Annotated in this window: 24 protein-coding genes and 1 pseudogene; 15 read left to right on the top strand and 10 right to left on the bottom strand. The window is 72.3% G+C overall.

The genetic code is table 11. The features are described from left to right. Positions 1-20 precede the first annotated feature (20 nt). A complete protein-coding gene (locus ASD33_RS06665; RefSeq protein WP_079044614.1) occupies positions 21-482 on the top strand; it encodes a hypothetical protein in 462 nt (153 codons plus the stop codon). Positions 483-510: 28 nt separating this feature from the next. On the opposite strand, the gene ASD33_RS06660 is transcribed toward ASD33_RS06665, so the two are convergent. Beyond that, positions 511-1,935 carry an FAD-dependent monooxygenase gene (locus ASD33_RS06660; RefSeq protein ID WP_056554822.1) on the bottom strand — a complete coding sequence of 475 codons (1,425 nt, stop codon included), beginning with the start codon at positions 1,933-1,935 and terminating at the stop codon, positions 511-513. Between the two features lie 115 nt (positions 1,936-2,050). On the opposite strand from ASD33_RS06660, the gene ASD33_RS06655 reads away from it, so the two are divergent. Together ASD33_RS06655 and ASD33_RS06650 are read left to right on the top strand one after the other, a co-directional pair. Further along, entirely contained in the window at positions 2,051-2,611 is a 561-nt protein-coding gene (locus ASD33_RS06655) for a TetR family transcriptional regulator (protein WP_056554819.1), read from the top strand. Positions 2,612-2,634: 23 nt separating this feature from the next. Further along, complete coding sequence (locus ASD33_RS06650) at positions 2,635-3,120, top strand: MarR family winged helix-turn-helix transcriptional regulator (RefSeq protein WP_056554815.1); 486 nt, start codon at positions 2,635-2,637, stop codon at positions 3,118-3,120. A 72-nt stretch (positions 3,121-3,192) separates the two neighbouring features. On the opposite strand, the gene ASD33_RS06645 is transcribed toward ASD33_RS06650, so the two are convergent. Continuing rightward, complete coding sequence (locus ASD33_RS06645; RefSeq protein WP_056554812.1) at positions 3,193-3,930, bottom strand: Mut7-C RNAse domain-containing protein; 738 nt, start codon at positions 3,928-3,930, stop codon at positions 3,193-3,195. Positions 3,931-4,115: 185 nt separating this feature from the next. Further along, positions 4,116-4,967 (bottom strand): NAD(P)H-binding protein, encoded by an 852-nt coding sequence (locus tag ASD33_RS06640; protein ID WP_056554809.1) that lies wholly within the window; start codon positions 4,965-4,967, stop codon positions 4,116-4,118. 137 nt (positions 4,968-5,104) lie between these two features. Here ASD33_RS06640 and ASD33_RS06635 point away from each other — a divergent pair, with 137 nt between their 5' ends. Beyond that, positions 5,105-5,554: a GNAT family N-acetyltransferase gene (locus ASD33_RS06635; protein ID WP_056554807.1), complete on the top strand. Its 450-nt coding sequence runs from the start codon at positions 5,105-5,107 to the stop codon at positions 5,552-5,554. Here the strand turns inward: ASD33_RS06635 and ASD33_RS06630 are convergent. Further along, on the bottom strand, positions 5,551-6,114 hold the full coding sequence (locus tag ASD33_RS06630; RefSeq protein ID WP_056554804.1) for a GNAT family protein: 564 nt from the start codon (positions 6,112-6,114) through the stop codon (positions 5,551-5,553). The genes ASD33_RS06635 and ASD33_RS06630 overlap by 4 nt on opposite strands. Positions 6,115-6,128: 14 nt before the next feature. Beyond that, a complete protein-coding gene (locus tag ASD33_RS06625; RefSeq protein WP_056554801.1) occupies positions 6,129-7,049 on the bottom strand; it encodes a helix-turn-helix domain-containing protein in 921 nt (306 codons plus the stop codon). 134 nt (positions 7,050-7,183) lie between these two features. On the opposite strand from ASD33_RS06625, the pseudogene ASD33_RS06620 reads away from it, so the two are divergent. Together ASD33_RS06620 and ASD33_RS06615 are read left to right on the top strand one after the other, a co-directional pair. Beyond that, positions 7,184-7,800, top strand: a pseudogene (locus ASD33_RS06620) (TIGR03086 family metal-binding protein). A 175-nt stretch (positions 7,801-7,975) separates the two neighbouring features. Beyond that, positions 7,976-8,839, top strand: coding sequence for a hypothetical protein (locus tag ASD33_RS06615; protein ID WP_056554798.1), 864 nt, complete (start codon positions 7,976-7,978; stop codon positions 8,837-8,839). Positions 8,840-8,867: 28 nt separating this feature from the next. Here ASD33_RS06615 and ASD33_RS06610 read toward each other — a convergent pair whose 3' ends face one another. Next, entirely contained in the window at positions 8,868-9,272 is a 405-nt protein-coding gene (locus ASD33_RS06610) for a MerR family transcriptional regulator (RefSeq protein ID WP_056554795.1), read from the bottom strand. A gap of 175 nt (positions 9,273-9,447) precedes the next feature. On the opposite strand from ASD33_RS06610, the gene ASD33_RS06605 reads away from it, so the two are divergent. After that, the gene (locus ASD33_RS06605; RefSeq protein ID WP_056554792.1) at positions 9,448-11,415 is read left to right on the top strand and encodes an APC family permease; all 1,968 of its coding nucleotides are present in this window, start codon (positions 9,448-9,450) and stop codon (positions 11,413-11,415) included. Positions 11,416-11,441: 26 nt separating this feature from the next. Here ASD33_RS06605 and ASD33_RS06600 read toward each other — a convergent pair whose 3' ends face one another. Continuing rightward, positions 11,442-12,059 (bottom strand): hypothetical protein, encoded by a 618-nt coding sequence (locus tag ASD33_RS06600; RefSeq protein ID WP_079044608.1) that lies wholly within the window; start codon positions 12,057-12,059, stop codon positions 11,442-11,444. A 230-nt stretch (positions 12,060-12,289) separates the two neighbouring features. Here ASD33_RS06600 and hemL point away from each other — a divergent pair, with 230 nt between their 5' ends. The 8 genes from hemL (at position 12,290) to ASD33_RS06560 (ending at position 20,724) form a co-directional block, all read left to right on the top strand. Continuing rightward, positions 12,290-13,636 carry a glutamate-1-semialdehyde 2,1-aminomutase gene (hemL, locus tag ASD33_RS06595; RefSeq protein WP_079044607.1) on the top strand — a complete coding sequence of 449 codons (1,347 nt, stop codon included), beginning with the start codon at positions 12,290-12,292 and terminating at the stop codon, positions 13,634-13,636. Between the two features lie 95 nt (positions 13,637-13,731). Next, entirely contained in the window at positions 13,732-14,379 is a 648-nt protein-coding gene (locus tag ASD33_RS06590) for a histidine phosphatase family protein (RefSeq protein ID WP_056555000.1), read from the top strand. 222 nt (positions 14,380-14,601) lie between these two features. After that, positions 14,602-15,873, top strand: a complete 1,272-nt coding sequence (locus ASD33_RS06585; protein ID WP_107103672.1) for a hypothetical protein — start codon at positions 14,602-14,604, stop codon at positions 15,871-15,873. A gap of 113 nt (positions 15,874-15,986) precedes the next feature. Beyond that, the gene (locus ASD33_RS06580) at positions 15,987-16,592 is read left to right on the top strand and encodes a TlpA disulfide reductase family protein (protein ID WP_056554782.1); all 606 of its coding nucleotides are present in this window, start codon (positions 15,987-15,989) and stop codon (positions 16,590-16,592) included. Between the two features lie 4 nt (positions 16,593-16,596). Beyond that, complete coding sequence (locus tag ASD33_RS06575) at positions 16,597-17,334, top strand: cytochrome c biogenesis protein CcdA (RefSeq protein ID WP_056554779.1); 738 nt, start codon at positions 16,597-16,599, stop codon at positions 17,332-17,334. Between the two features lie 5 nt (positions 17,335-17,339). Next, positions 17,340-19,067: a cytochrome c biogenesis protein ResB gene (locus ASD33_RS06570; protein WP_056554775.1), complete on the top strand. Its 1,728-nt coding sequence runs from the start codon at positions 17,340-17,342 to the stop codon at positions 19,065-19,067. Further along, positions 19,064-20,149 (top strand): c-type cytochrome biogenesis protein CcsB, encoded by a 1,086-nt coding sequence (ccsB, locus tag ASD33_RS06565; RefSeq protein ID WP_056554772.1) that lies wholly within the window; start codon positions 19,064-19,066, stop codon positions 20,147-20,149. Before ASD33_RS06570 ends, ccsB begins: the two co-directional genes overlap by 4 nt. Before the next feature lie 44 nt (positions 20,150-20,193). Next, the gene (locus tag ASD33_RS06560) at positions 20,194-20,724 is read left to right on the top strand and encodes an SRPBCC domain-containing protein (protein ID WP_056554769.1); all 531 of its coding nucleotides are present in this window, start codon (positions 20,194-20,196) and stop codon (positions 20,722-20,724) included. 52 nt (positions 20,725-20,776) lie between these two features. Here ASD33_RS06560 and ASD33_RS06555 read toward each other — a convergent pair whose 3' ends face one another. The 3 genes from ASD33_RS06555 to ASD33_RS06545 form a co-directional block, all read right to left on the bottom strand. After that, positions 20,777-22,318 carry a hypothetical protein gene (locus tag ASD33_RS06555; RefSeq protein WP_056554766.1) on the bottom strand — a complete coding sequence of 514 codons (1,542 nt, stop codon included), beginning with the start codon at positions 22,316-22,318 and terminating at the stop codon, positions 20,777-20,779. A gap of 4 nt (positions 22,319-22,322) precedes the next feature. Beyond that, positions 22,323-24,422, bottom strand: a complete 2,100-nt coding sequence (locus ASD33_RS06550) for a hypothetical protein (RefSeq protein ID WP_056554761.1) — start codon at positions 24,420-24,422, stop codon at positions 22,323-22,325. A gap of 120 nt (positions 24,423-24,542) precedes the next feature. After that, entirely contained in the window at positions 24,543-24,995 is a 453-nt protein-coding gene (locus tag ASD33_RS06545) for a nucleoside deaminase (protein WP_056554758.1), read from the bottom strand. Positions 24,996-25,272: the final 277 nt, after the last annotated feature.

Here is a 25,272-nt window from a genome sequence, read left to right as displayed (position 1 = left end):
TGTGTGTAATGCGGAAGGGTGTGCTTGGGGTCGTTCTCGCGGCCGTCGTGGTGATGGGCGCGGGTACGGGTGCCGGTGCCGTGGGGCCGGTGGCCGGGCCCGAGGCGGATCTGGCCCATCACGGTCATGTCTCCCTCTGGGACGGGCGGGTCGGCGTCTGGCTGGTCAGTGAGAACCTCGGCCCCGCCGATGTCCCCGAGGCGACCGTTCGGCTGGCCTTCTCCGAGCCGATGGCGGGCGGCCAGGAGCTGCCGCCGGCCTGTCTCTGGAGCAGTGACCGGGTGGTGTCCTGCCGGACGGGCGAGCTGTCGGCCGCGGGGGGTGTCGGTGAGCTGGCGCTCGGCCTGCGGACCGCGGGTCTCCCGGACGAGCTGACCGTGGAGATCTCCACCGCCTGGCGGGACGGGGTGACCGACCGGAATCCGAGGAACGACCGGCACCGCGTCCTCGTGCTGGCCACCGGCGACCCGTACGTCTTCTGACGCCCGAGGGGGCGGTCGGGTCGGGTGCTCATCGGCTCGTCCACTGGACGTAGCCGTCGGGGCGGACCAGTACCGCCGTCCGTCGTGCCGGATCCCTCCAGGTCGCCCGTACGAGGTGTCCGGGGGTGACCGGGGCGGTCTCCGGCAGGGCCGGTGGCTCGCCCTCCGGGGCGATGAGGACGAACTCGCCCCGGCGCAGCAGTTCGTAGAGCCGGCCCTCGCGCAGTCGGGCGTCCGGTGCGCGGCGCCCCGCGGGGCGGGTGGCGCCGGCCGGGGGTGCGTAGGCGATGCCGAGGCCGCTGATCATGCCCAGGGCGCGGGCGGAGGCGGGCCGGATCGCGCCGAGGAGGCGGGCGACGAGGGTGCGGGCCGCGCGGGTGAGTGGGGTGTGGGCCATCGCGAGGCGCACGATCGCGCCGCTGCTGCGCAGCACCATGGCGCCGACCGGGTGCCGTTCGGACTGGTAGCTGTCGAGGAGGGCCTCGGGGTCGGGGGCGTCGCCGCGCAGGACGGCGGTGAGTTTCCAGGAGAGGTTGGCGGCGTCCTGGAGGCCGGTGTTCATGCCCTGGCCGCCGGCGGGGGAGTGGACGTGGGCGGCGTCTCCGGCGAGGAAGACCCGGCCGACGCGGTAGGCGGGGGCCTGGCGCTCGTCGCTGTGGAAGCGGGAGATCCAGCGCGGGTCGTGCATGCCGTGGTCGGTGCCGAAGGCGCGGCGGGCGATCTCGCGGACCTCGTCGAGGTCGACGGGTTCGCTGTCGGCGACCTGGCGGGTGCGGCTCCAGCCCATCACCCGGTACCAGCCGTCGCCGAAGGGGGCGAGGAAGGCGAAGGTGTCGCCGGAGCCGCTGACGGTGAACGACTCGGCGGGCTCCTCGGCCAGGCGGACGTCGGCGAGGACGAGGGAGCGGATCACGGAGCCGCCGGGGAAGGGCAGGCCGAGGGCGGTGCGGACGGCGCTGCGGACCCCGTCCGTGCCGGCCAGGTGGCGGGCGGTGAGGGTGAGCGGGTCCCCGTCGGGGCCGGTCAGCTCCGCGGTGACGGTGTCGGCGTCCTGGCGCAGTCCGCGCAGCTCCGTCCCGTACCGGAAGGTGACTCCGGCGGACACCGCGCGGCGCTCCAGGAGGCGCTCGACCTCGTACTGCGGGGTGACGAGCAGGTGGTTGAAGCGGCTGGGAAGCCGGGTGAGGTCGAGGTCGAGGGCGCCGAAGAGGCGGGCGCGGTCCAGGGTGGTGCCGGTGGTGAGGAGTTCGTCCGCGAGGCCGCGGGCGTCGAGCTGCTCCAGGGTGCGGGCGTGGACGCCGAAGGCGCGGGTCATGTTGCTGAGGCCCTGCGGGCGGCGCTCGACCAGGGTGACGTCGATGCCGGCGGTGGCGAGGTCGCCGGCGAGGAGCAGGCCGGTGGGGCCCGCGCCGACGACGAGTACGTCGGTGTCCGTCTTCTTCGTGGTGCTCATGGCTGCCTCCAGGGTGCCCACGATCGTTGGCCAACATCTGTTGGTCAACGCTTGTTGGCAACTGTAGGGGCGGCCCGAATGGAATGTCAACGGCTGTTGGCCTACAGTCGTTGACATGACGACCGCCCGCCGCTCCGACGCCACCAGGGCCGCCATCCTGGAAGCCGCCCGTGAGCGTTTCGCCTCCGACGGATACGACCGCGCCACGATCCGGGCCATCGCCCGGGACGCCGGGATCGATCCGTCGATGGTCATGCGCTACTACGGCAACAAGGAGGGCCTGTTCGCCGCCGCCTCCCAGATCGACATCGGCCTGCCCGAACTGGGCTCGCTGCCCGCGCGGCACATCGGCGCCGTCTTGGTCACCCACTTCATCGAGCGCTGGGAACGGGACGAGGTCCTCACCGGGATGCTGCGGGTCGGCGTCACCAACGCGGCCGGGGCCGAGCGGATGCAGGAGATCTTCGCCCAGCAGCTCGGGCCCGTGACCCGGGGCGTCTGCCCGGACCCGGCGGAGGCCCCGCAGCGGGCCGCGCTCGTCGCCTCCCAGATCCTCGGCATGGCGCTCACCCGCTATGTGCTGCGGCTCCCGCCCGCCGTCGAGATGTCCCCCGAGGACATCGTGGCCTGGCTCGGCCCGACCGTGCAGCGCTACCTCACCGCCGAGGCGCCCTAGAGTCTGGTTCGTACAATCTCTGCATGCCGCAGAAGAGTTCCGCCCGGCGCACCACCCTGATGACCGAGCTGTTCGGGGAGGCCCGCCGCTACATGGCCGCGTACGCCCTGTTCAACCAGGCCGTCGCCGACCACTTGGGGCTCCATCCGACGGATGTGCAGTGCCTGAACCTGCTCAGCCTGGAGGAGGCGCCGGTGACCACCGGCCGCGTCGCCGAGCTGACCGGTCTCACCACGGGCTCGGCCACCCGTCTCGTCGACCGCCTCGAACGGTCCGGCTACGTGACCCGCGAACGCGACACCGAGGACCGGCGCCGGGTCCTGGTCGCGCTCGTGCCCGAGCGGATCGCGGAGCTCGGCGCCCTGTGGCGCAAGCTCAACGGCACCTGGGGCACGATGTTCGACGTCTACAGCGACGCCGAGCTCGCCCTGCTCATCGCCCATATGCGGCGGACCGTGGAGGTCAGCGCCGCGCAGATCGAGCGCCTGCGCGGCGGCGACCTCGACTGACGGGCGGCAGCCCCGACCGACCGACCGGCGGCCGGCCAGTCGTCGTCCCGGGCTTCGCCCCCGTCCGCCCCGTCAGTCGGCCGTGGCGCCGCCGAACTCCCGTACCGCGTCGGAGACGATCGCCTCCAGGCGGTGGTGGTGCGCACCGCGCCAGTAGACCCGGCCGCACTCGACGCATTCGGCGAACACGTCGTACGTCTTCTCGGTGCCCTGCTCCAGGCGCTCACGCACCGCGTCCTTGTCGGCGCCGCTCAGCTCCCCGTTGCACGCGGTGCAGCGCGTCCAGGGCGCCAGCGCCGGTGCGAAGCGCTCCAGGACGTCCCGGAGCTGGTCCTCCGGCCGGTCGCTGTAGACGTAGGCGCCCGCCCACAGTTCGCGGCGGCGCAGCAGTCCGCGGTCCCGCGAGAGCATCACGCGCCGGTCCCGGGCCGAGAGCGCGGCGAGGGCGGGGTCGCCGATGTCCTCGCTCTCGTACGCCGCGTCGACCCCGAGCAGGCGCAGTCGCCTGGCCAGCGTGCCGAGGTGCACGTCGAGCAGGAACCGGAGAGGGGCGCCCGGCACCGGCTGCGGGCGGACGACGCCCTCCACCTCGACCCTCTCGCCCGCCGCCGGGACGTGCGAGGCGTCGACGGGCCGCCCGTCGACCAGGAGCCGCCCGGCCTCGGTCAGCGGCACACCGAGGGACTCCACGACATGGCCGAGCGAGGACGTGCCGTCGGTGGTCAGGGGCGTCGTGCCCGAGCGGCGGTCCGCCGCGACGAACAGGCCCAGGCCGGGGGCGAAACTGATGTGGATCTCCGGTCCGTTCACGGGGACAGGATGGCACCGGGGCGGGAGGGGCGGCCAGGGAATTCGTCGCGGGTGGAACGGCGGGGCGGCGACGGGCCGGAGCGGGAGCGGTGAGGGAGCGGTGAGGGGTGGGGTCCGGGTCCCGGTGGTCCTGGGTCCCGGGGCCCGAGCCCCGGTGCGGTGGAGGGCCGGCGGTGGGGGTGTGGTCAGGGGCGGAAGGCCTCCTCGTGGTCGGTGATCCACTGGGCGAAGGTGCGGGCCGGGTGGCCGGTGAGTTCCTCGACGGTGCGGGTCACGGGCGTCGGCCGGCCGTCGTGCGCGGCCCAGTAGGACAGCAGGGCGTCGGCGAAGGTCTCCGGCATGTAGGCGGCGACGGATTCCTTCCACTGCTCGGGTGTCACCACGGTGTGGGGAGCGGGCCGTCCCGTCACCTCGGCGAGGACCGCCAGCTGCTCGACGAAGGTCAGCGACTCGGGGCCCGTCAGCAGATACGAGGAACCCCGCAGCCGGGGCTCGGTGAGCACCGCGAAGGCGGCTTCGGCGACATCGCGCTCGTGGATCGGGTCCCCGTACGTGCCGGGGTGGGGCAGGGCGGGGCCCTGTCCGTTCCGGAGCGAATGGACCCACTGCAGGGTGTTGGTGGCGAACGCGCCCGGCCGGAGATGGGTGGCCCGGAAGGCCCCGGCGTCCGCGGCGGCGGAGAGGGCGCGCTCGGCCGCGAGGTGGGAGGCGGCGATCGGGTTCTCCTCGGCGTCCGGGGCGAGGACGGAGCTGGAGGAGAGGAGGACGACGTGCTCGACGCCGGCGGCGCGGGCCCGGTCGGCGAAGGCCTCGGCGTGGGTGGCCTCGGCATAGAGGAAGACGGAGTCGGCGCCGTCCAGTGCGGCGTCGAAGGTGGCCGGGTCGGCGAGGTCGCAGCGCACGGTGTCCACCCCGGGCGGTGGCGAGAGGTCCGCCGGGTTCTTGGAGCCGGCTCTGGCCTTGACGCCCGCGGCGTCGAGCAGTCCGAGCAGGGTGGAGGCGACGCGGCCGCGGCTGCCGGTGACGAGAACGGTCATGGGAGCTGTCCTTCCGGAGGTGGATGCAGCGGCAGACGGATTCCGCTGCGCAGCGCATCATCTGCGCCACGCAGATAAATATCCAGGGTGGCGCACGGTGCGTCAACCCCGACAAAACCCTGAGGTACGGTCCCGCCATGAAGATCATCGACCTCGAGCCGGGCGATCCCCGGCTGGAGAGCGACCTCCTGCCGGTCCTCTCCGAACTCCGCCCCCACCTCACCCCGGAACTCTTCCGCGGGGTGTACGAGGCCGGGCACCCGCAGGGGCTGCGGTTCAGCGCCGCCTACGCGGACGACGGGCGCTGCGTCGGCGCGGCCGGCTGGCGGATCGTCAACAACACCAGCACCCTGCGCAATCTCTACGTCGACGACCTCGTGACCGCCGCCGCCAGCCGCTCCGCCGGCGTCGGCCACGCACTCGTCGCCCATCTGGACGCGCACGCCCGCGCCGCCGGCTGCCACGAGCTCGAACTGGACTCCGGCACCCATCGCACCGGGGCCCACCGCTTCTATCTGCGCGAGCGCTTCGACATCGTGGCCTTCCACTTCTCCCGGCCGCTCACCGCGCCCGAAGAACCCTCCTAGGCCGGTTCCTGGGCCGGTTCCGCAGCCGAGTCCGCAGCCGGTCCCGTCAGGTCCAGGCGCCAGTCGTTGCAGCGCATCGGGCGCCCCGGCGGGTACTCGAAGTCACGCTCGCCGAGCAGCTCGAACCCCGCCTTGCGGCACACCGCGTTCGACGCGGTGTTGTCCGTCGACGGGTACGCGTGCAGGAAGCGGTACCGGCCCGCCCGCCGGGCCGCCGCGGCCACCGCGCGGGTGGCGGCCGTCGCGACCCCCCGGCCCTGGAAGCCCGGCAGCGCCGCCCACCCGGTCTCGTACGTCGGTTCGGCGTCCCCCGTCCGCACCCAGAAGCCGATGCTGCCCACCACGGCCTCCTCCGGCAGCAGCACGATCCGGAACATCCGCCCGGCGCCGACGTCGTCCGCGCTCATGCCCAGGTACTTCCGGTGGCGCCGGACGAGCTGCTCCTCGGTCTCCGGGCCGCCGAGGTGCTCCGTCAGCTCCGGGGCGTTCAGGGCGTTCAGCAGACCGCCGTCGCCCTCGGACCACGCTTCGAGCCGTACCGGTGAGGTGTCGTTGTCCATCTCCGTACGGTAGGTCAGGGGGCCGACAGTCCCCGGGCGTACGCCGTCGGCGACGCCCCGATCGTCGTGGTGAAGTCCCGTACGAGATGGGCCTGGTCGCTGTAGCCCAGCTCCGCCGCGAGGCCGGCCCAGTCCAGGTCACCGGCCGTATCGGCGGCCTCGGCGCGCTCCAGGGCCTCGTGGATGCGGTAGCGCAGGATCACCCACTTGGGGCCCACGCCGACGTGGGACGAGAACAGGCGCTGGAGCGAGCGTGCCGACAGGCCGGTCGCGGCGGCCAGTTGGGACACCCTGCGGACCGTGCGGTCCGTGCGGACCAGGTCGACGAGCTCCATGGCCTGGTCGGCGGCCGGATCGGGGGCGGGGCCGCGGGCCAGGAGGAACGCGTCGAGCGCCGCCACGCGCGCGTGGTCGGTGTCGGGGGAGAGGACGTCGGTCAGGGTGTCCGCGGCCACGGCCGCGACGGTGCCGGAGACCGTGCCCGCACCCCCGTCGGAGCCCGTACCCCCGCCCGTCCCCGCGTCCGGGAAGACCTCGGTCAGAGGGACCCTGCGGCCCGTCCACGCCGACACCGGCCACGCGGGCGCGAACGGGCGGAAGCCGCCGGGGCGGAACTGCACCCCGCAGACCCGGCCCGACTCCTCCAGCTTCTGCGTGAAGAGGCCGAGCCCGATCCCGGAGACCTCGGCGGACGCGCGCGTGGCGGCGGCCGGCGCGCCGAGCGGTCCGTACCGCTGGAAGACGATGTTCACCGAAGGGTGCGGGACGAGATGGCTCGCGTACGGCTCCTCCAGGTCCCAGTCGATCAGCCAGTAGTGCTCCAGGTAGGCCCGCAGTTCCGGCGCCGGGGCGTGGCGGCGGAAGCGGACGCGGGAGAGCAGCTCGGCGGGGTCGACGATGCCCCGGGTGTCCTTGCGCGGTGCGGAGTCGGACATCCTCCGATGCTAGGGCGTGTCCGGAAAGTCCCGCCCGGCCCGCGACGCCTGGCACGCACACTCGGCCGGAGCGGCTTCCCGGCCTGTCGTGTTTCTTCAAGGCGTGGGCGGGCATGCTCCCCTAACCTCGCCCCATGACGTCCCCCACGACTCCGACGAGCGGGTCCCCGCTTCCCGTCGGTGATCTGCTCCGCAGTGCCGCCGCACATGCCGCGCCCCTGGTCAGGGACACCCCCGACAGTGCGCTCGGCGCGCCCACGCCCTGCGCCGAGTACGACGTGCGCGCCCTGCTGAACCATCTCTTCGCCGTGGTCGTGAGCTTCCAGGACCTCGCCGCGAAGCGCTCGGCCGACTTCTCCGACACCCCGGACCGGCTCGCCGAGGCCGGCTCGCCGAGGCCGGCTGGCGCGAGCGCTTCGAGGACGAGACGGGGAAGCTCGCCGAGGCCTGGTCCGCGCCCGGTGCCGAGGAGGGCACCTCGGGGTCCCTCGGCCTGCCCGCGCGGACCGTCGGCTCCATGGTGCTGCTCGACCTGACCGTGCACGCCTGGGACCTGGCCCGTGCCACCGGGCGGAGCTTCGAGCCCGACCCGGCGGTGGTCGCCGGGCTGGCCGAGGAGGTGGAGCGGATGGCGCCCATGGCCCGTCAGGCCGGTGTCTTCGGGGAGGCCGTCGAGCCGCCCGCCGACGCCACCGCGTTCGAGCGGCTGCTCGCGACCACGGGCCGCGATCCGCGCACCCGGAACGTCTGAGCCCCGGCCGGCGTCCCCGCTCAGCGCGGGCGCGGGCGCGCAGGCTCGGTGACAGCCACGCCGCCGTCGACGCCCCCGGCGGGCCGGCGGCGAGGGGCAGGCCCTCTTGTGCGGGCCGGGGAACCGTTCCAAGGTGGCGGAAGAGGCACATTCCGGCCGGGGAGGGAGCAGCCGTATGTCCGGGTCGCAGGCGTGGGGGTTCACGGACGACAGGGGTACGGAGCCGGGCGCGGACCGCGTGCCGCGCCGGGTGATCGCGTACGTACGGGCCGGGGCGGCCCTGTGCGACCTGGGTGTGACGCCGGTCGCGGTGTACGGCTCCGGGCACGACGGCGAGGTCCTCGACCCCGCGAAGGAGGGCGGGCTCCGGTCGGCCGCCGTGACGTACCTCGGGCCTGGCCGGTCCCTGGACGAGGGGCTGTTGCGGGAGCTGCGGCCGGACCTGATCGTCGACGTGACCTACGACGGGAAGGGCCCCTACGCGCTCGACGAGGCCGTCGCCGACCGGCTCGGGGTGCCGCTCGTCGCGCTCTCCGTCGGCAGCGAACTCACCCTCGGGGCGATCCTCGAACGCTTCGGGGCGCTGGCGGTGAGCCTCGGGGCGTCGCCGGACACCGGCACGGCGGGTACGGCGGGCACGGCGGGTACGGGCTCCGGGTCGCTCCCGGCCGCCGAGGCCGCCGTCCGGGAGGCCGTCGCCCGGGGCGGGCTCTCCGTGCTCGCGCTCTCCGGGGCGGGGCCCGAGCAGGTGCATCTGGCCCGTCCGCAGGCCTGGCCCGAGCTGGCGCGTCTCGCCGAACTGGGCGTGCGGCTGCTCGAACCGGGCCCCGGCGCCGGGGCCAACTGGCTCACCGCCGACTGGGGGCACGCCGTCGAACTCCGTCCCGGCCTGGTCCTCTTCGACGAGCGCGCCCACGCCACGGCCCCCGACGGGGCCCTGCCCGGCGTCCGGCTCGCCGCGTGGAACCCCGAGACGCCGCCCAGCCCGGCCGCGTACGCGCGCTTCTTCCGCGAACTCGCCGGGGCCCTCACCGGCTGATCCCGCGCGCGCCCGGGCGATGCCAAGCTCAGGCCGGTGTCGCCGTCAGGCGGGTCCGGCGGAGCGAGTCCGCGAACTCCTCCGCGCGGGTCAGCTGGGCCCGTAGTTCGGCGACCCGTTCCGCGGCCGCCTGCTCGTACCCCCGGACGCGGGCGACGAGCGCCGCCCGCTCGGCCGGTTCGAGCTCCGCGTCCGTGCCCGCGCGGTCGGCGGCCAGCCGGTCGACGGCCGTGAGGAGTTCGCGGGTCTCGTCGAGGGTGAAGCCGAGCGGCTTCATCCGCCGGACCACCATCAGCCGGGACACGTCGGCGTCCGTGTAGAGGGGGAATCCGCCCGGTGACGCGGCGGACGGGACGACCAGGCCGCTGTCCTCGTACTGCCGGATGGTGCGGAAGGACAGTTCGGTCCGGGCGGCGACCTCGCCGATCTGCATGGGCCGGCCGCTCCCCGCGCGCGCGTCCCTCCGGGCGTCCCGTGCGGCTTGTGCTCCTTGGGTTCCGCTCACGCGTCAGGTCCTTCCTCGTACGGGACCCCCACAGGGCGTACGGGGGTTCCCACAGGGCGCGGCTTCCGCGCATTACATATCATTCGTCCTAACTTCAGCACTTATGAGAGCTGGAAGTGCGGCGAAACGCCTGCTGGTAGGTCGTCCGTTGGAAAGCGGCCGACTCGGGGAGACCCTGCTGCCGAAGCGGCTCGCGCTGCCGATCTTCTGCAGCGACCCGCTCTCCTCGGTCGCGTACGCCACCGAGGAGATCCTGCTGATCCTCGCGCTCGGCGGCCTCGCCGTGCTCCATCTGGCCTGGTACGCGGCCGTCGGGATCGTCATCCTGCTCCTGGTCGTCGTCGCCTCCTACCGGCAGACCTGTTACGCCTATCCCGGCGGCGGCGGGGCCTATGTCGTCTCCGCCGAGAACCTCGGGCAGACCGCCGCGCTCACCGCCGCCTCCGCGCTGCTCATCGACTACGTGATGACCGTCGCCGTCTCGGTCGTCTCCGGGGTCGCCGCGATCACCTCGGCCGTCCCCGCGCTCGACGGGCACGCCGTGGCCCTCTCGGTGTTCTTCGTCGTCGTCCTGGCCTGGATGAACCTGCGCGGGGTACGGGAGTCGGGCCGCTGGTTCGCCCTCCCCACCTACGCCTTCATCACCGTGATCTACCTGATGTTCGCGGTGGCCGCCGTACGGATGGCGACCGGTGCGACGATCCGCGCCGAGTCCGCCGACCTGCCCGTCGAGGCGGTCTCCACCTACTCGGGGATCGCGCTGGTGCTGCTCGCGCTGCGTGCCTTCGCCTCCGGCTGCACCGCGCTCACCGGCGTCGAGGCGGTCAGCAACGGCGTACCGGCCTTCGAGAAGCCGAAGAGCCGGAACGCGGCCATGACGCTCGCGATCATGGGCGGGCTCTCCGTGACCATGTTCTTCGGGATCACCGTGCTCGCGATGGTCTACGAGGTCCACGTCGCCGAGGACCCCACCGAACTCGGGCTCGCCCCCGGCACCCCGATGTCCACCGCGCTCGCCCAGATCGGACGGGCCACCTTCGGCGACTGGCACATCCTGTTCTACGCGCTCCAGGCCGTCACCGCGGGCGTGCTGATCCTGGCGGCCAACACCGCCTTCAACGGCTTCCCGATGCTCGCCTCCGTCCTCGGCCGTGACCGCTACGCGCCCCGCCAGCTGGTCCACCGCGGCGACCGGCTCGTCTACTCCAACGGCATCGTCATCCTGGCGCTCGCCGCGATCGTCCTCATCGTCGCCTTCGACGCGCAGCTGACCCGCCTCATCCAGCTGTACATCCTCGGCGTCTTCGTCTCCTTCACCCTTTCCCAGGCCGGCATGGTCAAGCACTGGCGGCGAGAACTCGCCACCCCCGCCCACGCGGGCCCCGCCGGCGCCGCCGCCCGCCGCGGCATCCACCGCCGCCTCGCCGTCAACGCCTTCGGGGCCTGTCTGACGGCGGTCGTCCTCGTCATCGTCCTCATCACCAAGTTCACCCACGGCGCCTGGATCGTCGTCATCGCGATGCCGGTGCTCTTCGCCGGGATGAAGGGGGTGCGCCGGCACTACGACACCGTCGCCGCCGAGGTCGCCGTCGCACCGGGGGAGCGGCCCCACACCCTGGCCGAGAACCACGTCCTCGTCCTGGTCGCCTCCGTCAACGCGCCCAGCCTCCGGGCGCTCTCCTACGCCAGGACCCTGCGCCCCGCCTCCCTCACGGCCGTCACCGTCGCCGAGGACCCGGCGGAGGCGGAGGTGCTCCGGGCGACCTGGGAGGCCCACGGCATCGACGTACCGCTGCGGGTGCTCAGCTCCCCGTACCGTTCGATCGTCCAGCCGGTCCTGCGGCACGTCAGGGACGCGCCCGAGCGGACGGCGGAATCGGTGATCTCGGTGGTCATCCCCGAGTACGTGGTGGGGCACTGGTGGGAGCAGCCGCTGCACAACCAGAGCGCGCTGCGCCTCAAGACCCGGCTGCTGTTCATGAAGAACGTCGTCGTCATCGACGTGCCGTACCGGCTCGCCTCGGCCCGCGAGCTGGCCGCCGAGCGCGCGGAGACGCCCTCGGACTCCTAGGGCCCCCGTACCCAGGGATCAGCGCCCTACGGCCACACCAAGCAGTACGGCTGGTGGCCCGCCTCGTGGAGGCGGACCGAGAAGTCCTGCCACTCGTGGAGCAGCTGGTAGACGTCGAAGGCGTCGCGCGGGCCGCCGCGGTCCGGGACCGTGGACCAGATGAAGGCCGCGGCGCCGACCGATTCCTCACCGATCCCGCGCAGCGGGTCGACGACGGTCATCGGCAGCTTCACCACCGCGTAGTCCGGGTGCAGCACCACCAGCTCCAGCGGGGGCACCTTGTGCAGGGGCATGCCCTGGATGCCCGTCAGGACCATCGCCGCTATGGTCTCGGGCTTGATCTTGGTGAACATGCCGCCCATGCCCAGCTCGTCCCCGCCGAGCTCCTCCGGGCGCATCGAGATCGGGACGCGGGCCGCCGTGGCGCCGTCGGGCGCGCCGAAGTACTTGTACGTCACCCCCAACCGGCCACTCCCGCTTCCGGGGGCCGGTTCGCCCGGGGGGCCAGGGGGTCCCTGCGCGCCGGGGCCGACCGGAGTGCCCGACGTCGGGTCTTCGGTCCGCCGGCGCCGGTGCCTGCCCCGGCGGGCAGACTCCGGACCCAGGTCGTCCGTCCCCTCGCCCGGTCCGCCACCGCGATGCATATCTCCACCCGACTGCTTTTTCTCGGCAACACGACCCCGCCGCGCGACCCGATCATCGTGTCAGTGACCTCCCCCGCGTTCGTACGGTGAAACACCTGTCCGCAAGAACGCCGTGGCCTCTGACACCATGGATTCCGTGAGCCATCCCTATGACGCCCCAGTTTCGCAGACGCGGAGGGCGAACGCCCCGGCGTAATACAGGGGATGTTCACGCCGTCCCTCCGTTCCCGATGTCGTGCCCGAAGTCGTTCTCGCAGGTCAGGATCACAGTGCCGTATTCATACGAAGCCCCAGTCTCACAGACGCTTTTCGACCGCGCTTCCCTCGTGACGCCCGGCGGCGTGAACTCACCGGTGCGTGCCTTCCGGGCCGTGGGCGGAACGCCCCGGTTCATGGTGTCCGGTTCCGGTCCCTACCTCACCGACGCGGACGGTCGTGAGTACGTCGACCTCGTCTGCTCGTGGGGACCGATGATTCTCGGCCACGCGCACCCCGAGGTCACCGCCGCCGTCCAGGACGCCGTGGCGCGGGGCACCTCCTTCGGTACGCCCGGCGAGGGCGAGGTCGCGCTCGCCGAGGAGATCGTCGCGCGCGTGGAGCCGGTCGAGCAGGTGCGTCTGGTCTCCTCCGGTACGGAGGCGACGATGTCCGCGATCCGGCTGGCCCGCGGGTTCACCGGGCGCGCCAAGGTCGTCAAGTTCGCGGGCTGCTACCACGGCCACGTGGACGCGCTGCTCGCCGCGGCCGGTTCCGGTGTCGCCACCCTCGGTCTGCCCGACACGCCCGGCGTGACCGGCGCGCAGGCCGGCGACACGATCGTGCTGCCCTACAACGACCTGGAGTCCGTGCGGGCCGCGTTCGCCGCGCACCCGGGCGAGATCGCCTGTGTCATCACGGAGGCCTCGCCCGGCAACATGGGCGTCGTCCCGCCGGTGGCCGGTTTCAACCAGGGGCTCGCGGACCTGTGCCGGGAGAACGGCGCGCTGTACATCTCCGACGAGGTGATGACCGGTTTCCGCACCTCGAAGGCCGGCTGGTACGGCGTCGACGGCGTCAAGGCCGACCTGCTGACCTTCGGCAAGGTCATGGGCGGCGGCTTCCCGGCCGCCGCGTTCGGTGGCCGCGCCGACGTCATGGGCCACCTGGCCCCGGCCGGGCCGGTCTACCAGGCGGGCACCCTCTCCGGTAACCCGATCGCGACGGCCGCCGGGCTCGCGCAGCTGCGGCTGCTCGACGACGCGGCGTACGCGAAGGTGAACGCGGTCTCGGAGGAGATCCAGGGCCTGGTCACCGGTGCGCTCGCCAAGGAGGGCGTGGCGCACCGGCTGCAGACCGCGTCCAACATGTTCTCGGTCTTCTTCACCGCCGACGAGGTGCGGAACTACGACGAGGCGAAGCAGCAGGAGGCCTTCCGCTTCAACGCCTTCTTCCACTCGATGCTGGCCGACGGCGTGTACCTGCCGCCGTCCGCGTTCGAGTCCTGGTTCGTGTCGGCCTCGCACGACGAGCGGGCGATCGAGCGCATCGCCGCCGCCCTGCCGGCCGCCGCCCGCGCCGCCGCGGAGGCGACGGCATGAGCGACGCGACGAGCCTTCCGGAGAGCTCCCCGAAGCCGAAGGGCGCAGCGGCGGGCGCGCCGAAGAGCGACCAGGACATCACCGTCGTCCATCTGATGCGGCACGGCGAGGTGCACAACCCCGACGGTGTCCTCTACGGGCGCCGTGCCGGCTACCACCTGTCCGAGCTGGGCCGGCAGATGGCGGACCGGGTCGCCGAGCACCTGGCCGACCGGGACATCACGTACGTCGTGGCCTCCCCGCTGGAGCGGGCGCAGGAGACGGCGACGCCGGTCGCCAAGTCGCACGGTCTGGACCTGGCGAGCGACGAGCGGCTGATCGAGGCGGCGAACGTCTTCGAGGGCAAGACCTTCGGCGTCGGCGACGGGGCCCTGCGCAAGCCGGGGAACTGGAAGCACCTGACCAATCCGTTCCAGCCGTCCTGGGGCGAGCCGTACGTCGAGCAGGTCGTCCGGATGATGGGCGCGCTCGACGCGGCGAAGGACGCGGCCCGGGGGCACGAGGCGGTCCTGGTCAGCCATCAGCTGCCGATCTGGATCGTGCGCAGCTTCGTGGAGAAGCGCCGGCTCTGGCACGACCCGCGGCGGCGGCAGTGCACGCTGGCCTCGCTGACCTCGTTCACGTACCGGGGCGACAAGATCGTCTCGGTCGGCTACAGCGAGCCGGCCCGGGACCTCGTACCGGCGCACCTGCTGGCGGGTGCGAAGCCGGTCAAGGGGAAGTCGAAGGCGTTCGGGGCGTAGCTCCGGGGCCGGAGGGTACGGGCTCCGCCGCCCCGACCGAACAGGGCGGACCCGAGGGGCACGGTTCAGGGCGATTGGATGATGATGTGCATGTCATCCGGTCGCCCTGAAATTTTTGTGCGATTTCCCGGAACCTCCGTGTTCCTCCCGGCATCTCACTCATTGTCGGTTTGGATGACGTTCAGGTCATACGTCAGCGCGAATGGGGATGTCATGCGCGGGATCAGTGGGATCAGTCGAAGGGGGCTGCTCGGGGCGGGCGTTGGCGCTGCGGCGGCGATGGGAGTCGCCGCATGCAGCACCAGCAATCAGGACAAGCCGGGGCGTTCCGGACCCGATAAGGGGGGAGACGTCTCCGCGGATCCGGGTAAGCCGACCCCGACCAAGGACGACGCCAAGCTCATCGGCGACGGTTCCACCGCGGACACCGGAAAGCAGCCGCACCAGCCCGACGCCCCCGTCCCGCTCGAACCCGGCCAGACCCCGCCCCAGTTCGTGATCTTCTCCTGGGACGGCGCCGGCGAGGTCGGCAACGGCCTCTTCCCGCGCTTCCTCGAAATCGCCAAGAACCACGACGCGGCGATGACCTTCTTCCTCTCCGGGATCTATCTGCTCCCCGAGTCGAAGAAGGACCTCTACCGCCCGCCGAACAACCGCGTCGGCGCCTCCGACATCGGCTACCTCACCGATGCCCACATCAAGGACACCCTGAAGTACGTCCGGCAGGCCTGGCTCGAAGGCCACGAGATCGGCACCCACTTCAACGGCCACTTCTGCGGCGGCTCCGGCTCCGTCGGCAACTGGACCCCGGCCCAGTGGCAGAGCGAGATCGACCAGGCCATGAAGTTCGTCACCGAGTGGAAGACGAACAGCGGCTGGACCGACCTCGACCCGCTGCCCTTCGACTACTCCAAGGAACTCGTCGGCGGCCGCACCCCCTGCCTCCTCGGCCAGGACAACCTGCTGCCCACCGCCAAGCGGCTGAACTGGCGGTACGACGCCAGCTCGCCCGGCGGCCGGCAGACCTGGCCCGACAAGCGCCAGGGCATCTGGGACCTGCCGCTCCAGGCCGTGCCCTTCCCCGGGCACTCCTTCGAGGTCCTCTCCATGGACTACAACATGCTGGCCAACCAGTCGAAGAACACGACGAAGGGCATGCCCTCGCGCTACCCGGGCTGGCGCAAGCAGGCCGCCGACGCGCTGCTGGGTGGCTTCACGCGCGCGTACGGGTCGAACCGCGCGCCCTTCTTCATCGGCAACCACTTCGAGCAGTGGAACGGCGGCATCTACATGGACGCCGTCGAGGAGGCGCTCAAGGGGATGGCCGGGAAGAAGGACGTACGGCTCGTCTCCTTCAAGCAGTTCGTGGACTGGCTCGACGTCCAGGACCCGAAGATCCTCGCGAAGCTGCGTACCCTGGAAGTGGGACAGAAGCCGGACGGCGGATGGAACACCTTCCTCAGGCCCGCCGCCTCGGCCACCCCGACCGCGTAACGACCGTCCGGGCCCCTTGTGCACCCGATCGCTTAGGCGATCTTGACAAGGGGCTTTCCGGGCACGTAGGGGGGTGCCCAAGATCCCCCAAACGCCCATGCGAAACTTTTCACATGAGCCTTAGCCGTGCCCCTCGACGCACCCTGCTCGCCGTCGGAGTGCTGACCGCCGCCCTCACGCTCTCGGCCTGCGGCGGCGACAGCAACGGCAAGTCCGGCGGCGGTGGCAACACCAACTTCGTGACCAACACGGGCGGTATCTCCACCGCCGCCAAGGGCGAGCGCGCGGCCACCGGGAAGCTCGCCGGCGAAACCCTCGACGGCAAGCAGCTCGACGTCGCCAACCTCAAGGGCAAGGTCGTCGTCCTCAACGTCTGGGGTTCGTGGTGCCCCCCGTGTCGCGCCGAGGCCCCGCATTTCGTCAAGGTCGCCAATGCCCTCAAGGACCAGGGCGTGGCGTTCGTCGGAATCAATACGCGTGATTTCAACAAGCAACCGGCCCTCGCCTTCGAAGAGGACTACGCAGTCCCCTATCCGAGCCTCTACGACCCGCAGGGCAAGCTGATCCTCAACGGCTTCCCCAAGGGCACCCTCAGCCTCCAGGGCATCCCCTCCACCGTCGTCCTCGACAAGGAGGGGAAGATCGCCGCCCGCTCCCTCATGGCGCTCGACGAGGAGAAGCTCCGGTCGATGATCGAGCCCGTCCTCAAGGAGAAGTGAGCCGGTGAACGAGACGGTCACCAGCGGAGCCCTGCTGCTCGCCCTGCCCCTCGCGGTCCTCGGCGGCCTGGTCTCCTTCTTCTCGCCGTGCGTCCTGCCGCTCGTCCCCGGATACCTCTCGTACGTCACCGGGGTCACCGGCACGGACCTCGCCGAGAGCCGCCGCGGCCGGATGACCGCGGGTGCCGTCCTCTTCGTCCTCGGCTTCACCGCCGTGTTCGTGTCCGGCGGCGCGCTCTTCGGCTACTTCGGGTCGACCCTCCAGGAGTACCGCGAGACCCTCACCACGGTCCTCGGCGTGCTCATGATCCTCATGGGCGTCTTCTTCCTCGGCCTGATGCCCTGGTTCACCCAGCGCGAGTTCCGCTTCCACAAGAAGCCCGTCGCCGGCCTCGTCGGCGCGCCGCTGCTCGGCGCGCTCTTCGGCATCGGCTGGACCCCGTGCATCGGCCCCACGCTCGCCTCGGTGAACGCCCTCGCCCTGGAACAGGCCAGCGCCGGACGCGGAGCGCTGCTCGCCTTCGCGTACTGCCTCGGGCTCGGCGTACCGTTCGTGCTCGCCGCCATCGCCTTCCGCAAGGCGCTCGGGGCGTTCGGATGGGTCAAGAAGCACTATGTGTGGGTGATGCGGATCGGCGGCGGCATGATGCTCGTCACCGGTGTCCTTCTCCTCACGGGCGCGTGGGACAGCATGGTCGCCACGATGCAGGGCTGGTCCAGCGGTTTCACGGTGGGGATCTGAGTTCCATGAGCAAGACCGATACGACGGAGAACACCGCGGCCCCGGAGGAGGCGGCCCGGGCGCAGCTGTCGACCGCCCCACGGGAGGACACCGCCGTCGGCGGACCCACCCTCGGGGTCGTCGGCTGGGTCCGCTGGTTCTGGCGGCAGCTGACCTCCATGCGGGTCGCGCTGATCCTGCTCTTCATGCTCTCCCTCGGCGCCGTCCCCGGCTCCCTCATCCCGCAGACCAGCGCGGACGAGCTGAAGGTGCAGGCCTTCAAGGACGCCCACGAGACCCTCACCCCGCTCTACGAGAAGCTCCAGTTCTTCGACGTCTACAGCTCGGTGTGGTTCTCCGCGATCTACATCCTGCTGTTCGTCTCCCTCATCGGCTGCATCGTGCCGCGCAGCTGGCAGTTCGTCGGCCAGCTCCGCAGCCGCCCGCCGGGCGCCCCCAAGCGCCTCGACCGGCTTCCCGCGTACACCACCTGGCGCACCGAGGCCGAGCCCGAGCAGGTCCGCGAGGCCGCGCTCACCCTCCTCAAGGGGCGCCGTTTCCGCGCCCATACGGCGGGGAACGCGGTCGCCGCCGAGAAGGGCTACCTCCGCGAGGCCGGGAACCTGGCCTTCCACGTCGCCCTGATCGTGATGCTCGTCGCCTTCGCCTGGGGCCAGCTCTTCAAGTCCGAGGGCGGCAAGCTGGTCGTCGAGGGCGACGGCTTCTCCAACACGCTCACCCAGTACGACGACTTCAAGTCGGGCTCGCAGTTCGGCGTCGACGAGCTGGAGCCGTTCAGCTTCACGCTCGACTCCTTCAACGGCACGTACGAGAAGAACGGCCCCCAGCGCGGCACCCCCCGCACCTTCGAGGCGGCCGTCACCTACTCCCGGGGCGGCGCCGACGAGAAGGCGGTCATTCGGGTCAACGAGCCGCTCAAGGTGGGCGACTCCAAGGTCTATCTGATCGCCCACGGCTACGCGCCCGTGGTCACCGTCAAGGACGGCCGCGGCAAGACCGTCTTCCACGGCGCCGTGCCACTGCTGCCCATCGACAACAACATCACGTCCACCGGTGCCATCAAGGTCATGGACGGCTACCGCGACAAGAACGGCAAGAAGGAGCAGCTGGGCTTCCAGGCCTTCTTCGTGCCGACCTTCGCGGGCGCCGGCAAGGGCACGATGTTCTCGCAGTTCCCCGGGCTCGACTTCCCCGTCATGGCGCTCACGGGCTTCCACGGCGACCTGCGGGTCAACTCCGGGCTGCCGCAGAACGTGTACCAGCTCGACAAGTCCAAGATGACCCAGTTCATGGACGCGTCCGGCAACAAGCTCGCCCAGCGGATGCTGCCCGGCGAGACCATGACGCTGCCCGGTGGCGCCGGCTCGATCACCTTCGAGAAGGACGTCAAGGAGTGGGCCAGCTTCCAGATCTCGCAGCAGCCCGGCAACGGCCTCGCCCTCACGGGCGCCATCGCCGCCATCGCAGGCCTGACCGGTTCGCTGTTCATCCAGCGGCGCCGGGTCTGGGTCCGGGCCGTGCGCGGTACGGACGGGGTGACCGTCGTCGAGATGGCGGGCCTCGGCCGCAGCGAGTCCGCGAAGCTCCCCGAGGAGCTGGGTGACCTGGCGGTCGCCCTCACGGCACAGGCCCCGCCCGCGCCGCACGCCGATCCGGAGGCCGTACCGGAACCCGCGGAAGAACCCGCAGAACCCGCAGAAGACCCTGCCCCTTCTGGAGAGGCCGACAAGTGATCCTCGCCGCCACGACCAACGAGAGCCTGGCGCGGATGAGCGACCTGCTCATCTACTCCTCGATGGCCGTCTACACCCTGGCTTTCTTCGCCCACATCGCCGAGTGGGTGCTCGGCAGCCGCAGCAAGGTCGGCCGTACCGCCGCCGCGCTGACCTCCCGTACCCCGGCCGCCGCCCCCGCCGCCGTGACCGTGCAGGTCAAGCAGGCCGGTGGCACCGCCGTCCTGGAGAAGCCGAAGGTCGTGACGCGTTCCGCGGCCGGCACCCGGGACGTCCCCGACGGCCCCGGCGCGGCCGGCGGCACGGTCAAGGGCGACCTGTACGGCCGCATCGCCATCTCGCTCACCGTCCTGGCCTTCGCGGTCGAGGCGGCGGGCGTGGTCACCCGGGCGCTCTCCGTGCAGCGGGCCCCCTGGGGCAACATGTACGAGTTCTCCACCACCTTCTCGACGGTGGCGGTCGGCGCGTACCTCGGCTTCCTCGTGGCCAAGAAGAACATCCGCTGGATCGGTCTGCCCCTGGTCACCACGGTCCTGCTCGACCTGGGCATGGCCACCACCTGGCTGAAGACCCCCAGTGACCAGCTGGTCCCCGCGCTCGACTCGTACTGGCTGTGGATCCACGTCTCCACCGCGATCTTCTGCGGCGCCGTCTTCTACATCGGCGCGGTCGGGACCCTGCTCTACCTCTTCCGCGACTCGTACGAGAACAAGCTCGCGACCGGCGGGAACCCGGGCGCCTTCGCCCGTTCCGTCATGGAGCGGCTGCCCTCCGCGGCGTCCCTCGACAAGTTCTCCTACCGGGTCAACGCCGCGGTCTTCCCGCTCTGGACCTTCACGATCATCGCGGGCGCGATCTGGGCCGGCGACGCGTGGGGCCGCTACTGGGGCTGGGACGCCAAGGAGGTCTGGTCCTTCATCACGTGGGTCGGTTACGCCGCGTACCTGCACGCGCGCGCGACGGCCGGCTGGAAGGGGCGGAAGGCCGCGTACATCGCGCTCATCGCCTTCGCCTGCTTCCTGTTCAACTACTACGGCGTCAACATCTTCGTCAGCAGCAAGCACTCCTACGCGGGCGTCTGAGCCCTGCGCTAGCGGGTGACGGGCCCCGGGGCCACGCTGGAGGTATGAGCGAGATACCCCGGGGCAGGAGCGAGACCCACGACGGGGACGCGCACCTGCTGCGGTACGTGATGGAACTGCCGCATCCGCTGCCGCTGGTCTGGGCGGCCGTCGCCTCTCCCGAGGGGCTGCCCGGCTGGCTCTGCGAGGCGGATCCGCTGGAACCCCGGCTCGGCGGCCGGGTCACCCTCCGCTGGCTGAACAGCGAGACGGAGGTCTCGGGGCGGGTGACCGCCTGGGATCCCGATGTCGTGGCCGAGTACACGGTCGATCCGACGCACGGCCGGATCCGGTTCCATCTGGAACCGGGATCCGGGGGCGACGGGTCGACCGTGCTGCGTTTCACCAACGAGTTCCGCGGCACCCGCGCGTACCGGCTCGACTGCCTGGCCGGGTGGCACGAGCACTTCGAACGGCTCGCGGCGGCGCTGGACGGCCACCCCTCGGACTGGAGCACCTGGACGCCCGAGCGGTGGCGGCACCTGCGGGAGCTGTACGAGCGGGACGAGCAGCCGTGGCCGAAGTGGGAGCCGTAGGGGATCCCCGGCTCACCCCCGCTTCGGCGGCAGACCGTAGCGCACCCCCGGCTCACCCCCGCTTCGGCGGCAGGCAGGCCTCCGTCGGCGGTTTGCCCTCCGGCCAGGCGATCTGGACGAAGCGCTGGGTGCCGTCCTGTGCCAGTTCCACGATCGGGACCGCCTTGTCGTAGGGGTTCCCGTAGTTGTCCAGGCAGATCCAGCCGCTCGCGCCCCGCACCCGCAGGGAGCCCTTGACCTGCGGCCACTGCGTACCGACGTCCTCCTTCGACGGGTACGCCGAGCCGTCCGGGGTGGCCTGCCGGATCGCGTGGACCGCCGTCGCCATCGCGTCGTACGCGATGATCGCCTGGCCGTCCGTGAGCGCCACCGGCTTCTTCGAGGCGCGGGCGATGTCCGTCAGGAACGTCGAGTACGCCACCACCGAACCGCCCGTCGCCGGAACCTGCCGTCCCGGTGCGGGCTTCCAGGCGTCCGGATGGGCGAGCGAGGCGTACCGCACGGTCAGCTTCGCCTTCAGCGCCTTGCGGTCGAGCTTCTCGTCCGCGCCCAGGTAGGAGCCCTCGTCGCCGGTGAGGACGGTGAAGGCGCGGTCGGTGCAGCCGCGCGAGCCGAGCGCGTTGATGAACTGCCGGAGCTGGGTGTGGCGGCCCGCGAAGAAGACGGTCTCGGCGCGGGTGTCGCAGATCAGATGGGTGATCTGGCGGAAGGTGTTGGCGGTGGTGCCGTCCTCGGTGGGGTCGGCGGGCGAGGTGAAGAGCCCCGGTTCGTGCGGGGCGCCCTTGAGGTTGGCGGTGAAGGCGGCCTTGAGGGTGTCGGTGTAGTGGTCGCCGGTCCGGGTGTCCTGGACGAGGAAGGCCTTGGTGGCGTCCACCCGGCCGAAGTGCGAGAGGGCCTTGGCCTCGTCGGTGTTGGTGGGGGAGACGCGGGCGAGCCCCGGGTAGCGGTTGTGGCCGGGGCCGTTGGCGATGTCGTCGGCGGTGATCGTGGTGCCGACGACCGCGATCCCGGCGGTGGTGAGCGCGGCCACCGCCTCCCGGACCTCGGTGGAGGAGGTCGCGACGCCGGAGACGGCCCGCAGCCGGTCGGGGGCGCCCGTCATGGTGACGAGCCGGTCCACCGTCTCGCGCCAGTGGGCGTTGCCCTTGCCGGTGTTGGCGAGGGCCAGACGGATCTTCGGGGTCTCGCTGTTGGACTCGTGGTTGGCGCGGTACTGGTAGGCGTACGCGCCCTGGACCTCGTGCAGCACCTTGGTCCGCATGCCGCTGTCGGCGGAGGTCAGGGGCAGCAGGACGGCGACGGTGACGTACTCGCCCTCCTTGAGCGTGGCGTTCTCGGCGCGGATGGCCTCGGCGACGTCCTTGAGGTCCGCGACGCCGAAGTCGTGGCCGGAGCCGTTGACGCCGACGCATTCCCCGCTGCCGGCCGGGCGGTCGACGCCGGGCGCGCAGGAACGGTCCTCCGGGGTGGTGAGCCGGGCGATGCCGTAGCCGCCGAGACCGAGGACGACGGCGGCGCCGACGACGGAGGCGACGAGCTTCTGGCGGGGGGTGCGGACGCGGCGGCGCAGCGTGCCGAGCGGTCGGTCGGGCATGGCGTCAGACTCCGTCCTCGCGGCCCGGCGGCAGGGACGGCTCCCGCCAGGCACGGATGTCGCGCGGCCAGTGGGTGGCCGCGTCCCAGAGCGAACCGCTGCCGGTCAGATGCCGGCCGGACAGCCGGCGCAGCTCGTGCGCGAGACGGTCGGCCACCTCCTCGTCGGGCAGCGCCAGCGGATCGGTGAGCAGCCATACGGCGTGCAGCAGGCGCCGTACGGCGAGGTGGAGTTCGGTGCGGTCGGCCTCGGGACCGGGGCCGCCGGACGGGAGGTCCGGTCCCGGTCCCCCTGCCACCAGGCCTCCCGCAGGCCCCTGCCCGAGGGCGACGGCCCGGCGCGGGTCGGGGCCGGTCAGGTTCCGCTCGCGTGGGTACGGGGCGGAGGCGATGAACCGCAGCCGGCCCAGCCAGCCGAGGACGTCGGGGCCGGCGAAGGTGTCCCGCAGATGGACGACGGCCTCCTCGGTGCGGCCGAGCGCCAGGTCGTGATGGAGCCGGTACGGGCCCGGCTCGGGTCCGTAGTGCCGGTGAAGGGTCTCGTGGACGGCGCGCCACGCGGCGTACCGGGGGTGGTCGCCGTCCTCGAAGCGCAGCCGGTGCAGCAGCAGGGCGCGCAGCAGCGGGTCGGCGACGAAGTGGCCGGGGGCCTCCGGCCAGTCCTCGGAGCGCAGCCGGTCGCGGACGCGCAGCGCCACGTCCCCGTCCAGGGACTCGCCCTGGAGCCGGGCGTGGGCGAGCATCCGGGCCGACTCCTCGTCGTGGGCGGCGGCGAGCACGGCGTACGGGCCGGGCCGCGGTACCGGGAGGAGCTCGGCGAGGAGGGTGGCGGCGACGGGCACCGGCGGGGCGTCCTCGCGGAGTTCCACCGTCAGGTCGAGGAGTCCGCCCGGGGTCAGTGCGGGCCGCAGGTGCGCGGGCGCCTCGCCGGCGGCCCGGCCGAGGAGGGCGACGCCGAGCGGCCGGCCGCCGGTCAACCGGTGGACGGCGCGGGCGAGTTCGGCCGGATTCCGGCCGGCGGGGTCGTGGTGGTCGAAGGCGGAGCGGGTCTGGGCGGGGGAGAGCGGGGTCAGTTCGACGGCGAGGATGCCGGAGCCGACGCTCGTCGCGCGCGGGCAGGGCGCCCGGTGCGCGGTCTCCGGGAGCCGGACGCGGGTGGCGTGCCGCAGGCCCTCGTGGTCCCGGACCCGGGAGGTGGCGAGGACGACGGTCCGGTCGCGGCGGCCCTCGGCGGCCCGCGCGCGCAGGACCGGCTCGACGAGCTGCCGGCCGAGGGGTTCGTGGGCGTTGTCGAGGAGGAGCAGCGGGCGGCCGATGCGGCTGCCGCGCCGGAGCCCGGTGTAGGCGTGCAGGAGGTCCTCGGTGAGGGCGCCGACGAGGAAGTCCTCGGCCTCGCGGCGGCGCCGGCCGCCCTGCTCGAAGTCGATCGCGAGCTGCTGGAGGCCGGCCTTGCCGCGCCCGCCGGCGTTGCGGTAACTCCCGTACCAGCTCTCGGAGGTGCGCTGGAGGCGGCCGAAGACCTCCTCCAGGACGGTCTCGACGGTGGCCTCGGCGAGGAGCCCGGCGAGCGGGGCGGTGGCCTCGGCGAAGGTGGCGGCGAGCTTGGCGAGGACCTTGCCGACCCAGTTGGCGGCGGCGCCCCGGGTGGCGTCGACGGTCGCGAGCAGCGGCCCGAGCCGCAGCAGGTCGCGCCGGGCGCGGTCGTCGTCCTCGCGGGACCAGGCGAGGGAGGCGACGGCGACCAGGCCGAGCGAGAGCCGGGGGAACCGGACGGGCCGGGCGCCGAGCACCTTCGGCGACAGCTGTACGGCCAGCTCGGAGAGGGCGCCGGTGACCGGGGTCCAGCCGGGGCCGTGGTCGGCGGGCGGATCGATGTGGGCGCAGTCGAGGAAGGCCAGCGGTGTGTAGCCCTTGTAGCGGTTGCGGACCTCCTTGAGCAGGGCGGTCTTGCCCGTACCGCGCCCGCCGGTGAAGACAGTGACCGGCGGATCGTCCCCGTGCTCGAACGGCACGCGGGCGGCGCCGAGCCGGGTGAGCCCGCTGAGCCGCGCGACCAGCCCGGTCTCGTCCAGGACCGCCTCGCGGCCGTACAGCTCCCTGTCCACTCCCCGTCACCCCCGTCACAGTCAACTTCAGGATATCGACGGTGTGTTGGGAAAGCGGTCGGCTTTTCGACTCCGTTGTGGATGTGTTGTCGGCCGGTGGCGGTCGTGGGCGGGCCGGCCTCACTCGTCGCCGATGTCCTCGTTCCACAGTGCGGGCTCGACGGCGATGAACTCCCGCATCAGCTCCACACACGCGGGATCGTCGAGCAGGACGACCTCGACGCCGTGCCCGGCCAGCCAGTCCTGCCCGCCGCGGAAGGTCTCGGCCTCCCCGACGACCACCCGGGAGATCCCGAACTGCCGCACGAGCCCGGAGCAGTACCAGCACGGCGACAGGGTGGTCACCATCGTCGTCCCCCGGTACGACCGCTGCCGGCCGGCGGCCCGGAACGCCTCGGTCTCGGCATGCGCGGACGGATCACCGCTCTGCACCCGCCGATTCCGCCCCCGCCCGAGCAGAACGCCGTCGGCCCCGTAGAGCGCGGCCCCGATGGGAACCCCGCCTTCGTCCCGCCCGGCACGGGCTTCGGAGAGCGCGGTGGAGAGCCACAGCCGGGCTTGGTCCTGGTCCATGGGGGGAGTGTTCCCCGGGGAGAGAGGGGCGTCACGTGTGGGGGTGGGTTTCGTCGGTCGGGAGGGGGAGGAGGGGGAGGAGTACGTGGCGTCCGGCGCCGCTCACGCCGGCCTGACGCCCCGGACGAGCAGGGTCCCGGTTCTCTTCCCCTCAGGGGGCGGGACCACCTCGGCCGTCACGTCCGTGAACCCGGCCCGAAGGAGCAGCTCCGCCCAGGTGCCGGGCTCGTGGTCCCACCGCTTCACGAAGACGGGTTCCGCTCCCTTCCCCGGCGGC

Source organism: Streptomyces sp. Root1304 (assembly GCF_001426405.1).
GTDB lineage: Bacteria > Actinomycetota > Actinomycetes > Streptomycetales > Streptomycetaceae > Streptomyces.
This window is presented reverse-complemented; position numbering and strand designations above follow the sequence as displayed.

Excerpts from the sequence above, each read along its gene's own strand:
- ASD33_RS06660 (WP_056554822.1), bottom strand. The coding sequence starts at position 1,935 with ATGAGCACCACGAAGAAGACGGACACCGACGTACTCGTCGTCGGCGCG.
- ASD33_RS06655 (WP_056554819.1), top strand. The coding sequence starts at position 2,051 with ATGACGACCGCCCGCCGCTCCGACGCCACCAGGGCCGCCATCCTGGAA.
- ASD33_RS06650 (WP_056554815.1), top strand. The coding sequence starts at position 2,635 with ATGCCGCAGAAGAGTTCCGCCCGGCGCACCACCCTGATGACCGAGCTG.
- ASD33_RS06640 (WP_056554809.1), bottom strand. The coding sequence starts at position 4,967 with ATGACCGTTCTCGTCACCGGCAGCCGCGGCCGCGTCGCCTCCACCCTG.
- ASD33_RS06635 (WP_056554807.1), top strand. The coding sequence starts at position 5,105 with ATGAAGATCATCGACCTCGAGCCGGGCGATCCCCGGCTGGAGAGCGAC.
- ASD33_RS06630 (WP_056554804.1), bottom strand. The coding sequence starts at position 6,114 with ATGGACAACGACACCTCACCGGTACGGCTCGAAGCGTGGTCCGAGGGC.
- ASD33_RS06625 (WP_056554801.1), bottom strand. The coding sequence starts at position 7,049 with ATGTCCGACTCCGCACCGCGCAAGGACACCCGGGGCATCGTCGACCCC.
- ASD33_RS06615 (WP_056554798.1), top strand. The coding sequence starts at position 7,976 with ATGTCCGGGTCGCAGGCGTGGGGGTTCACGGACGACAGGGGTACGGAG.
- ASD33_RS06610 (WP_056554795.1), bottom strand. The coding sequence starts at position 9,272 with ATGCAGATCGGCGAGGTCGCCGCCCGGACCGAACTGTCCTTCCGCACC.
- ASD33_RS06605 (WP_056554792.1), top strand. The coding sequence starts at position 9,448 with ATGAGAGCTGGAAGTGCGGCGAAACGCCTGCTGGTAGGTCGTCCGTTG.
- ASD33_RS06600 (WP_079044608.1), bottom strand. The coding sequence starts at position 12,059 with ATGCATCGCGGTGGCGGACCGGGCGAGGGGACGGACGACCTGGGTCCG.
- hemL (WP_079044607.1), top strand. The coding sequence starts at position 12,290 with ATGTCGTGCCCGAAGTCGTTCTCGCAGGTCAGGATCACAGTGCCGTAT.
- ASD33_RS06590 (WP_056555000.1), top strand. The coding sequence starts at position 13,732 with ATGCGGCACGGCGAGGTGCACAACCCCGACGGTGTCCTCTACGGGCGC.
- ASD33_RS06580 (WP_056554782.1), top strand. The coding sequence starts at position 15,987 with ATGAGCCTTAGCCGTGCCCCTCGACGCACCCTGCTCGCCGTCGGAGTG.
- ASD33_RS06570 (WP_056554775.1), top strand. The coding sequence starts at position 17,340 with ATGAGCAAGACCGATACGACGGAGAACACCGCGGCCCCGGAGGAGGCG.
- ASD33_RS06560 (WP_056554769.1), top strand. The coding sequence starts at position 20,194 with ATGAGCGAGATACCCCGGGGCAGGAGCGAGACCCACGACGGGGACGCG.
- ASD33_RS06555 (WP_056554766.1), bottom strand. The coding sequence starts at position 22,318 with ATGCCCGACCGACCGCTCGGCACGCTGCGCCGCCGCGTCCGCACCCCC.
- ASD33_RS06545 (WP_056554758.1), bottom strand. The coding sequence starts at position 24,995 with ATGGACCAGGACCAAGCCCGGCTGTGGCTCTCCACCGCGCTCTCCGAA.